The 9,868-nt window shown below is 32.4% G+C and carries 10 protein-coding genes and 1 pseudogene; 2 read left to right on the top strand and 9 right to left on the bottom strand.

The window, feature by feature from the left end:
- From WBQ70_RS08040 to aroC, 3 genes and pseudogenes are all read right to left on the bottom strand, one after another.
- Positions 1-422 (bottom strand): annotated as a pseudogene (locus WBQ70_RS08040) (hypothetical protein); the annotation flags it as partial.
- A 76-nt stretch (positions 423-498) separates the two neighbouring features.
- Positions 499-1,779: a dicarboxylate/amino acid:cation symporter gene (locus tag WBQ70_RS08035; protein ID WP_423912692.1), complete on the bottom strand. Its 1,281-nt coding sequence runs from the start codon at positions 1,777-1,779 to the stop codon at positions 499-501.
- A 115-nt stretch (positions 1,780-1,894) separates the two neighbouring features.
- Positions 1,895-2,956: a chorismate synthase gene (gene aroC / locus WBQ70_RS08030; RefSeq protein WP_423912689.1), complete on the bottom strand. Its 1,062-nt coding sequence runs from the start codon at positions 2,954-2,956 to the stop codon at positions 1,895-1,897.
- A gap of 177 nt (positions 2,957-3,133) precedes the next feature.
- Between aroC and WBQ70_RS08025 the strand changes: the two genes are divergently transcribed.
- Both WBQ70_RS08025 and WBQ70_RS08020 read left to right on the top strand, forming a co-directional pair.
- A complete protein-coding gene (locus WBQ70_RS08025; RefSeq protein WP_423912688.1) occupies positions 3,134-3,958 on the top strand; it encodes a UDP-2,3-diacylglucosamine diphosphatase in 825 nt (274 codons plus the stop codon).
- Positions 3,959-4,091: 133 nt separating this feature from the next.
- A complete protein-coding gene (locus tag WBQ70_RS08020; RefSeq protein ID WP_423912685.1) occupies positions 4,092-4,574 on the top strand; it encodes a hypothetical protein in 483 nt (160 codons plus the stop codon).
- A gap of 46 nt (positions 4,575-4,620) precedes the next feature.
- Here WBQ70_RS08020 and WBQ70_RS08015 read toward each other — a convergent pair whose 3' ends face one another.
- The 6 genes from WBQ70_RS08015 to WBQ70_RS07990 all read right to left on the bottom strand — a co-directional run bounded on the left by WBQ70_RS08015 (position 4,621) and on the right by WBQ70_RS07990 (position 9,750).
- A complete protein-coding gene (locus WBQ70_RS08015) occupies positions 4,621-5,049 on the bottom strand; it encodes a protease complex subunit PrcB family protein (protein WP_423912683.1) in 429 nt (142 codons plus the stop codon).
- 17 nt (positions 5,050-5,066) lie between these two features.
- Positions 5,067-6,230, bottom strand: coding sequence for an N-acetyl-alpha-D-glucosaminyl L-malate synthase BshA (gene bshA / locus WBQ70_RS08010; RefSeq protein ID WP_423912680.1), 1,164 nt, complete (start codon positions 6,228-6,230; stop codon positions 5,067-5,069).
- 140 nt (positions 6,231-6,370) lie between these two features.
- Positions 6,371-6,853 (bottom strand): ABC transporter ATPase, encoded by a 483-nt coding sequence (locus WBQ70_RS08005; RefSeq protein WP_423912678.1) that lies wholly within the window; start codon positions 6,851-6,853, stop codon positions 6,371-6,373.
- A gap of 129 nt (positions 6,854-6,982) precedes the next feature.
- A complete protein-coding gene (locus tag WBQ70_RS08000; protein ID WP_423912676.1) occupies positions 6,983-7,774 on the bottom strand; it encodes a (Fe-S)-binding protein in 792 nt (263 codons plus the stop codon).
- 261 nt (positions 7,775-8,035) lie between these two features.
- Positions 8,036-9,340, bottom strand: coding sequence for a 4Fe-4S dicluster domain-containing protein (locus tag WBQ70_RS07995; protein WP_423912673.1), 1,305 nt, complete (start codon positions 9,338-9,340; stop codon positions 8,036-8,038).
- Positions 9,341-9,348: 8 nt separating this feature from the next.
- The gene (locus tag WBQ70_RS07990; RefSeq protein ID WP_423912671.1) at positions 9,349-9,750 is read right to left on the bottom strand and encodes a hypothetical protein; all 402 of its coding nucleotides are present in this window, start codon (positions 9,748-9,750) and stop codon (positions 9,349-9,351) included.
- Between the last annotated feature and the right edge of the window lie 118 nt (positions 9,751-9,868).

Below are 9,868 nucleotides of genomic sequence, written 5' to 3'. Positions count from 1 at the left end.
AATAATAAAGATTTATTTAAATAAGAGATTCCCGTGTTATAATCCTTTTTTTTAAAACAATAAATGCGACCTAGATTATTATTTATTTCATTTTTAACATCATTAGCTAAATTAGCAAATGACAATCCTTTTTTATAGTATAAAATTGCTTTATCCAACTCTGCTAATTGTTCATAATTAGCTCCTATAATATTATATGATTTTGCAATAAGATAATTGTCTTTTATTGTATAGGCATATTGTAAAGCGGATCTTGAGGTAATAAAGGATTTTTCATAATTATATTTATGAAGTAAATCAGAAGCTTCATTCGTTAATTTTACTATTTCATTCCTTGCCGGTATTCCCTTTATAGTATCATTAGCATTACTACAAACAGTCCATGAAAAGAAAACACAAATTAAAATTCTTAATTGAAACATAAACGAAAGCTATTGCTCAAATATACATTAAAAATGATAGCCATGATTAGATAATATCAAAAAAACACAGTACGAATTATGCTTCTTTACTTTGGTTTAATTTACCCACAGATTTGGCTACAATAGTTGCTACAGTAGCATCACTAGTAATATTAACAACTGTTCTGCACATATCTAATGGTCTATCAATAGCAAAAATAAGTGCTAATCCTGCCTCAGGAATTCCAGCTTGACCTAGAACAATTACAAGCATCACCATTCCAGCACTTGGAACTGCCGCTGAACCTATTGATGCTAGCGTTGCGGTAACTACTATCATTAACTGTGTATTCAAATCCAATGGGGAAGGTAACATTGCCTGCGCAATAAAAATGGCTGCTACTGCTTGATACAAACTTGTTCCATCCATATTTACGGTTGCCCCTAATGGCAATACAAAACTTGAAACTTCTTCGTCAACACCTAAATTTTCAGTAACACATTCCATGGTTACTGGTAAAGTTGCGGCACTAGAACTTGTAGAAAAAGCCAATAATTGTGCAGGAGCAATGGCTTTAAAAAATGTAATTGGATTGACTTTGGCAAATATCATTAATAAACTTGGATACAAAACAAATGTCATTAGGATTAACCCTAAAAGCACTGTTAATCCGTAAATACCTAATGCTCCAAGGGTTGTGAAATCTGGAATTTCAACCATTAATGCTGCCATTAATGCAAAAACACCATAAGGAGAGAACAACATGACAATATCAATTATCTTGAGAATTACATCATTCATTCCTTTAAAGAAGTCAACAACAGGTTTAGCTTTTTCTTCTTCTATTAAAATTAATCCTATTCCCATCAGAATAACAAAAAAAATGACTTGCAACATACTTCCATTATCTGATAAAGCTTTAAAAAAATTATCAGGAACGATATCAATAATAGGTTGCAACGGTCCGCTTATTTTAGTTTTATCAGCTAATTCAATTTTTTGGATAGCATCACCTGAAAAGTTTTCGAGCAAACTTTTTCGGGAAACCTCATTAATATAACTTCCTGGTTTTATAATATTAGCTAGAACTAAACCCAAACTTACCGCTATAATAGTTGTACATAAATAAAACAGCACTGTTCTTCCTCCTAGTTTTGATAATTTTGAAATATCCTTTAAATCAGCCAATCCTACAATTAAAGAAACAACGATTAATGGAACTGCTATCATTTTTAGTAAATTAATAAAAATAGTTCCAAAAGGTTTGACCCAATCAACAACAATTCCTTTTTGTTCTAGGTTTTTCATCACTAAACCAAAAAGCAATCCCAAAATCATACCGATTAAGATTTTCCAATGTAACCCCAATTTTTTTATCATCGTAATTGCTGTTTTAATATGTTATAAAAGAAAAAAGGTGTGCTTAATTTTCTAAAAAACTAATGCAACACCTTTCAAAAATAAGCTATAAACGTTTTAAACCAAGTCTAAACTATTTATATGTTTTATTGATTAAATAAAAATCAGCTAGAACAATGGCGGCCATTGCTTCCACAATAGGCACTGCGCGAGGAACAACACATGGATCATGACGACCTTTACCGGTCATCTCTGTGATATTTCCTTTGTTGTCTAATGATTCTTGTTTTTTCATGATTGTTGCAACGGGTTTGAAAGCTACTCTGAAATATATATCCATTCCGTTACTGATTCCTCCTTGAATGCCTCCTGAAAGATTTGTTTTAGTTGTTCCATCTGGGTTATATAAATCATTGTGTTCACTTCCTTTCATTTTTGAACCGCAGAAACCGCTACCAAATTCAAAACCTTTTACAGCATTGATAGAAAGCATGGCTTTGCCTAACTCAGCATGTAGTTTATCGAAAACAGGTTCTCCTAACCCAATAGGCACATTTTGTATCACACAAGTTACAGTTCCACCAACGGTATCCCCTTCTTTACGAATTTCACGTATGTACTCTTCCATTTGCGCTGCTAAAGCTTCATCAGGACAACGTACAGGATTACTTTCTATTTTAGAAAAATCTAAATCTTGATACGGTTTTTCTAAATAAATAGGCCCTACAGAAGAAACATAAGCATTAATTTTAATTTCTGGTAACATTTGTTTTGCAATGGCTCCTCCTACTACTCTGCTGGCGGTTTCACGAGCGGAACTACGTCCTCCACCACGATAATCTCTTGAACCATATTTTTGATCATATACATAGTCAGCATGACTTGGTCTATAATTATCTTTTATATGAGAATAATCGTCTGATTTTTGATTGGTGTTTGGGATTATAAATCCAATAGGAGTTCCAGTTGTTTTACCTTCAAAAATGCCCGATAAAAACTGCACATCATCTGGCTCTTTTCTCTGGGTTACAATTGCTGACTGACCTGGTTTTCTTCTTGACATCTCCAATTGAATAGCCTCAAAGTCTACTGTTATTCCTGATGGACATCCATCTATTATTCCGCCTAAGGCTTCTCCGTGGGATTCACCAAATGTTGTTAATCTAAATAGTGTACCGTAGCTATTTCCTGCCATTATTATTAATTTTGAACAAAAGTACTATTTTAGTTTTAAATTTTTAAGTTTACGCTTTAAAAAACAATACTAAAATCTTGATGTTGTGTTAATATTACTGTCTTTTTCTTAACCTTAATTTTCATTTAAACAAAATGAAATTCATTTAATTTGTTCAAAATCAAATTTTAGATTACATTGAAAAAAAGAAAGGTTGAATTAGTAGTGATTTCAGACACACATCTTGGAACTTACGGAAGCCACGCCAAAGAACTCTATAAATACTTATCCTCAATAAAACCTGATACTTTAGTCCTAAACGGTGATATTATTGATATTTGGCAATTTAGAAAATCTTATTTCCCTAAATCCCATTTAAAAGTCCTTCAAAAAATTGTTAGTCTTGCTTCCAAAGGAACCAAAGTATACTACATCACTGGTAATCATGACGAAATGCTACGCAAATTTAGTGATTTCAATATGGGGAATTTTTCATTAGTAGATAAATTGGTTTTAGAATTAGATGATAAAAAAGCGTGGATATTTCACGGAGACGTTTTTGATGCCTCTGTTAACCATGCTAAATGGATTGCAAAATTAGGGGGCTTAGGATATGATTATTTAATACTCATCAATCGTTTTATAAATTGGTGTTTGAGTAAAATTGGAAAAGAACCTTATTCATTTTCTAAAAAAATAAAAGCAAGTGTAAAAAAAGCCGTCAAACACATTTCTGACTTTGAAGTAACAGCTGCTGAACTTGCGATCGAAAATAAATACGATTATGTAATATGTGGCCATATTCATGAACCAAAAATGGAAGCCAAAATTACAAAAAATGGAAGTACATTATATTTAAATTCTGGAGATTGGGTTGAAAACTTAACTGCACTGGAATACAATAAGAAAAAATGGAAATTAAGACGCTATCAAGAATCTTATTATACTGATTTAGAAAATGATACCGATACTGAAGAAGTATTAAACCATAAACTAATCGCTTCAATACTTTTTTCTAAATAAATATCAAAAGCATAAAACACTAATAATAATAACTTATAATCTATTAATGTGAATTATGTAAAAAATTAAATTTATTTTATAAATTTATGAAACATTTTAAATGTAATTTTGCATTAAACAAATTAGAAAATTTATGAAAAAACTTATTTTAGCAGCTTTTATGCTAATGGGATTAGCATTCAGTGCACAGGCTCAAGAAATCTCTAAAAATGCTTTAGGGTTACGTTTCGGAGATAACAATGGTTTTGGAGGAGAAATTTCATACCAAAGAGGTCTATCAAGTAAAAATAGAATAGAGGCTGATTTAGGATGGAGAAATAATCATGATGTTGATGCTTTTAAATTAACAGGGCTTTACCAATGGGTATGGAATATTGAAAATGGATTTAATTGGTACGCTGGTGTAGGTGCTGGATTAGGAAGTTGGAGATATGATGTTAAAGGTGCTAAAGATAGTGGTACATTTGCTTATGCAGCTGGAGACATAGGTATTGAGTACAACTTCGATATTCCATTGTTGATTTCACTTGATTTCAGACCTGAATTTGGAGGTAGTGGATATTTCAAAAACAATTATGGTTCAGATATTGCATTATCATTGAGATACCAATTCTAATAATTGAGAATATATAACAAAAATGCCGCTTTGATAGCGGCATTTTTTATTTAATACTGATTCCTTTTTTGGAATTTATTTTGACTACACAATACGGATATGTAATGGATTGCGTTACCATAACATCTGGTTCTGGACTGACTTTTTTGACTTTTACATAAATTGAATCTCCTACTTGTTCAACATTCTCTACTCCAATAGAATACCCACTACTTGGTTGTTCTCCTAAATTTAAAATGATAAAATTTGATTTTTGTACGTCTATAGTACTTATTTTATTTTTCAAAAAGGAATCATTTTGTAACATCTTAATTTCATTTGGTTCCGTAAGAATTTCATAGAAATTAATATTAGCACCACCGTCTGATTTCTGTGTTAAAACTTCATATAATGGATGAGCGGCAACTGTTTTAGTTGACGAAGCGCCACAAGAAGCTAAAACAAAACTAAATATTATGTATATTATTTTTTTCAATTTAAAATCTTTTAATTTTAATCAGGCTTAGAAGGTGACTTCTTTTTTTTAGCGTATTTTTTTAACGCTTTCTCGTATATAGCAACGTACAGCGGTAAAATATTTTTGATATCAAATTTCTTAGCTACTTCGAGTGCATTTTTTTTGAATTCACACAAAACCAAATCATCTGATAGAATTTTTAAAGCATTATCAGCCATTTCATCAATGTTACCTACATCACTCAAATAGCCTGAAATACCATCAAAATTAACTTCTGGCAACCCTCCAGAGTTACTAGAAATTACAGGAACTCCCCAAGCCATTGCTTCCAAGGCAGCTAATCCAAAACTTTCGGTTGACGAAGGCAATAAGAACATATCAGAATAACTTAAAATCTTATCTATTTCGTTGCTATTTCCAAAAAAGATTACTTTATCTGAAATTCCTAATTCTTGACATAAGGCTTCTGCTTTTTCTTTTTCTGGTCCATCTCCCACCATCATTAACTTTGCAGGAATATTTTGTTGAATTTTGTAAAATATTTTAATAATATCAGGAATGCGTTTTACTTTCCTAAAATTACTAATATGCGTAATTATTTTTTCATTTCCATTTGCCATTACAGAACGACGACATGGAATATGTGGATCTTTTGTATTTTTATCTAATTCAATAAAATTAGGGATCACTTGAATATCCTTTTTAATGTTTAATAAGCGATACGTATCTTCTTTTAAACTTTGTGAAACAGAAGTCACCACATCCGACTTATTGATACTAAAACTTACTGCTGGTTTATAAAAAGGATGATTTCCAACCAGTGTAATATCCGTTCCATGTAAAGTAGTGACCATCGGAATATGAATTCCTTCATCTTTCAACATTTGTCTTGCCATATATCCCGCATAAGCATGAGGAATTGCATAATGAACATGTAAAATTTCAATTTTGTACAATTTAACCATATCAACTAATTTACTTGACAAAGCTAATTCGTAGGGTTGGTAATGAAACAATGGATACTCTGGAACATTTACTTCATGGTAATGAACATTAGGGTTCAATAGTGCCAAACGAACGGGTTGACTATAGGTAATAAAATGAATTTCGTGGCCCATACGAGCCAATTCTAAACCTAGTTCTGTAGCGACTACGCCACTACCACCAAAAGTAGGATAACAAACAATTGCAATTTTCATCTATGAATTTTATATAAAGCGAATTTACTCAAAATAGCTCCACAAAAGAGTTAAAATAAGTTAAAAAGTCTTATTTCAAAACTATATACAATTAAAAAAAGGAGGTATATACCTCCTTTTATTTACAATTTTTAATACTTTTAAAAAAATCGGCTGTGCCAGCTATCGATTGCTTCTACTTCCCATGATTCATTGAATTCTTGAACATTGTTGATTAGATTATTAAAGACAATTGTACTTTCGGTCACTGACTTATCTTTGACCATTTTTTTAAAATCAATCAATGGTTTGTGAGCAATATGTTCGCCTTGTTTAAAGGTTACATTCATTTTATCTAACAAATCTACATTGTATTTTTTCTCCAATCCTTGAATAAATACTACAGACGAATCAATAGAACAACCTGTTGCCGCTTGCACCTCTTGATTGACTGCTAAAATAATAAAACGATTGTATTTTAGTTGGTATGAGGATTCTAAACTTGTTCCGTGTGCAGCCCAACTTTCTAAAAATGTTTGTAAATCCGTTTCTATTTCAGAAATTTCAGCATCGGAAAATTTTCTGTTAGATTGGTAAATCCAAATTCTGGATTCTTCTGGTAAATCTTCAAATGGTATATACATGGTAAGTTATGTGTTATGAGTTAAGGGTTAGAAGTCAGAAGTTAGGAGTTTGAAATAATCAACATATAAGTCATGAAATATGACACATGACACATAACACTTAATACATAACTCTTAACCTGTTTTCTTCTACAAATCCTGTGCATTTGCTATTAATTCGGCTATGTCCAATACTTTGACATCACCTTCTTTTTCTTTGTTTTTGATTCCGTCTGTCATCATGGTGTTGCAAAATGGACAACCTGTCGCGATGATTTCAGGAGTAGTTTCGAGAGCATCTTCGGTTCTAAGAATATTTACTTCTTTATTTCCTGGTTCAGCATCTTTGAACATTTGTGCACCACCAGCGCCACAACATAATCCATTAGCACGAGAACGTTTCATCTCTACTAATTCTGAATCTAGTTTTTGAATTAAATCTCTAGGTGCTTCGTAAACTTTATTCGCTCTTCCTAAATAGCAAGGATCGTGGAATGTTATTCTTTTTCCTTTAAATTGTCCACCTTCAATAGTCAACCGACCGTCATCTAATAATGACTTTAGAAACTCGGTATGGTGAACTACCTCGTATTGTCCGCCTAGTTCTGGGTATTCATTTTTTAAAGTGTTAAAACAATGTGGACAAGCGGTAACGATTTTTTTAGCTTCATACGCATTCAACACCTCGATATTCATCATGGCTTGCATTTGGAACAAAAATTCGTTTCCAGCTCTTTTGGCAGGATCACCAGTACAACTTTCTTCGGCACCTAAAACAGCAAAAGAAACATTGGCACGATTTAAAATACGTACAAATGCTTTTGTTATTTTTTTGGCTCTATCATCAAAACTTCCTGCGCAACCTACCCAAAATAGTACTTCGGGTTGTTTCCCTTGAGCTAGCATTTCGGCCATTGTTGGCACTATTAAATTTTCTGACATATTGTTATCTTTAAACCTCACCCCCGCCCTCTGCAAAGGAGAGAGGTAGAGGAGATTGCTATTTGTTATTTTATACAGTCTTTTTGGCTAATAATTACTCGGGTTGAATTCTTTGTAATTAGTTTACTTATATCCCTAAGCGTTGTTTTGCGTGAGGGATAGTAGTGGAGCTCATTTATGAGTTGCTTTTTTGCAACTTATAAAAAGCGGGAACGGATAGCCCGACCCGTAGTTTTTACGGAGGGTCACGCCCAAATTATTTTACTCGTCTTTCCAGTTTAAACGGTCTTGTTGGCTGTATGGCCATGGTGCACCGTTGTTCTCTACATTAGTCATCATCGCATTTATCGGCATAGGCGCAGCGCTTTGTTCCATTACTAAATAGCGACGCATATCCATAATGATTGACAGCGGGCTGATGTTTACAGGACATTCCTCAACGCAAGCGTTACATGAAGTACACGCCCACAATTCCTCAGGAGTGATGTAATCGTTTAGCAATGTCTTATTATCTGGGATAAAAATTCCTTTATTAGCATCGATATTTTTACCTACTTCTTCAAGACGGTCTCTGGTGTCCATCATGATTTTACGAGGAGATAATTTTTTGCCTGTTAGATTTGCTGGACATGCGGATGTACAACGACCACACTCAGTACATGTATACGCATTTAGTAATTGTACCCAATTTAAATCTTGAACATCGTTAGCTCCAAATTTAGCTGGCACTTCACCTTCTGTAGGAGCAGGAGCGGCAAATGGATCAGCATTAGGATCCATCATTAGTTTTACTTCATTAGTCACTGCCTCTAGATTATTGAATTTTCCCAAAGGATTCAAATCAGCAAAAAAAGTATTAGGGAACGCTAGTAAAATATGAAGGTGTTTTGAAAAGTACAAGTAGTTCAAGAAAATCAAAATACCTGTAATATGTAACCACCAAGTTGTTCTTTCGACAATATGAAGGGAACTTTCTGAAAACCCAGAGAATAATGGTGCTATATGTTGAGAAATTAGATTTCCTGAATTATTCATTTGGAAAAAGTTGTCTGTAGCATTCATTACTAAGAACAACGTCATTAAAACCATTTCGAAATAAAGAATGTAATTAGCGTCATTCTTTGGAAAACCTTTTAAGTCAGGATTAATGAAACGTTGCAATTTTACAATATTACGACGAATCCAAAATACAATAACGGCTACTAAAACCAGTATTGCTAAAATCTCAAACGAACCTATTAAGAAACCATAAACTGCACCAAGAGATGAAAAAACTCTATGCGTTCCTACTAATCCATCAATAATTATTTCAAGTAATTCAATGTTGATGATAATAAAACCAACATATACAATGATATGTAAAATTCCAGCAATAGGTCTTTTGACCATTTTAGATTGTCCAAGAGCAATCATAGCCATGTTTTTCCAACGTGCTGATGGATTGTCTTTTCTATCAATATCGATACCTAGATTAATATTTCGGATTAACTTTTTAATATTATTATAAAAGTATCCAAAACCAGCAATCAGTAGTATTGCAAAAAATATATTGTCTAAATAGTTCATAACTATTTTTATTTATTGTTTGAAAGTGTATCTGGTGCTTTGTAAGGTTTGTCTTTTTTACCAAAAAGAGATACGTTTATGTATCTTGTTGGGTGTAATCTAATATCTTGTAATAAAACCTCTAATTCTTTAGATGTTTTATTAAAATTAGTATACATGGCATCGTCTTTAAGTAATTTACCCATAGTGCCTTTTCCTGACTCTAATCCAGCCATTATTCCATTTACTTTTACTACTGTATTATTTAAGTTCCTAATGGTTTTACCTAAATTAGCTTTATTTATAGAATCTGAAATTTTAGAAAAATCACTTGAAATTTTATTAAAGTTGGTTACAACTCCTTTTATTTGAGTTTTATTATCATCTAAAATAGTATTCATACTTGCCGAAGCTTTATGGAATTCTTCCATTGTTTGACTCATTTCAGCCAAAGACTATTTTAAATCATCTTGTGCCTTTTTGTCTAAAACATTATTGACACCAGTAATCAATTGATCTGCATTTTCCATCAATTTCATAACTTTAGCT

It is taken from the genome of Flavobacterium sp. (assembly GCF_049590715.1).
Classification (GTDB): domain Bacteria; phylum Bacteroidota; class Bacteroidia; order Flavobacteriales; family Flavobacteriaceae; genus Flavobacterium.
This window is presented reverse-complemented; position numbering and strand designations above follow the sequence as displayed.

What these genes read in the sequence shown, in the direction of transcription:
- WBQ70_RS07995 (WP_423912673.1), bottom strand. Translation starts at nt 9,340, where the DNA reads ATGAACTATTTAGACAATATATTTTTTGCAATACTACTGATTGCTGGT.
- WBQ70_RS08020 (WP_423912685.1), top strand. Translation starts at nt 4,092, where the DNA reads ATGAAAAAACTTATTTTAGCAGCTTTTATGCTAATGGGATTAGCATTC.
- aroC (WP_423912689.1), bottom strand. Translation starts at nt 2,956, where the DNA reads ATGGCAGGAAATAGCTACGGTACACTATTTAGATTAACAACATTTGGT.
- WBQ70_RS08000 (WP_423912676.1), bottom strand. Translation starts at nt 7,774, where the DNA reads ATGTCAGAAAATTTAATAGTGCCAACAATGGCCGAAATGCTAGCTCAA.
- WBQ70_RS08005 (WP_423912678.1), bottom strand. Translation starts at nt 6,853, where the DNA reads ATGTATATACCATTTGAAGATTTACCAGAAGAATCCAGAATTTGGATT.
- WBQ70_RS07990 (WP_423912671.1), bottom strand. Translation starts at nt 9,750, where the DNA reads ATGGAAGAATTCCATAAAGCTTCGGCAAGTATGAATACTATTTTAGAT.
- bshA (WP_423912680.1), bottom strand. Translation starts at nt 6,230, where the DNA reads ATGAAAATTGCAATTGTTTGTTATCCTACTTTTGGTGGTAGTGGCGTA.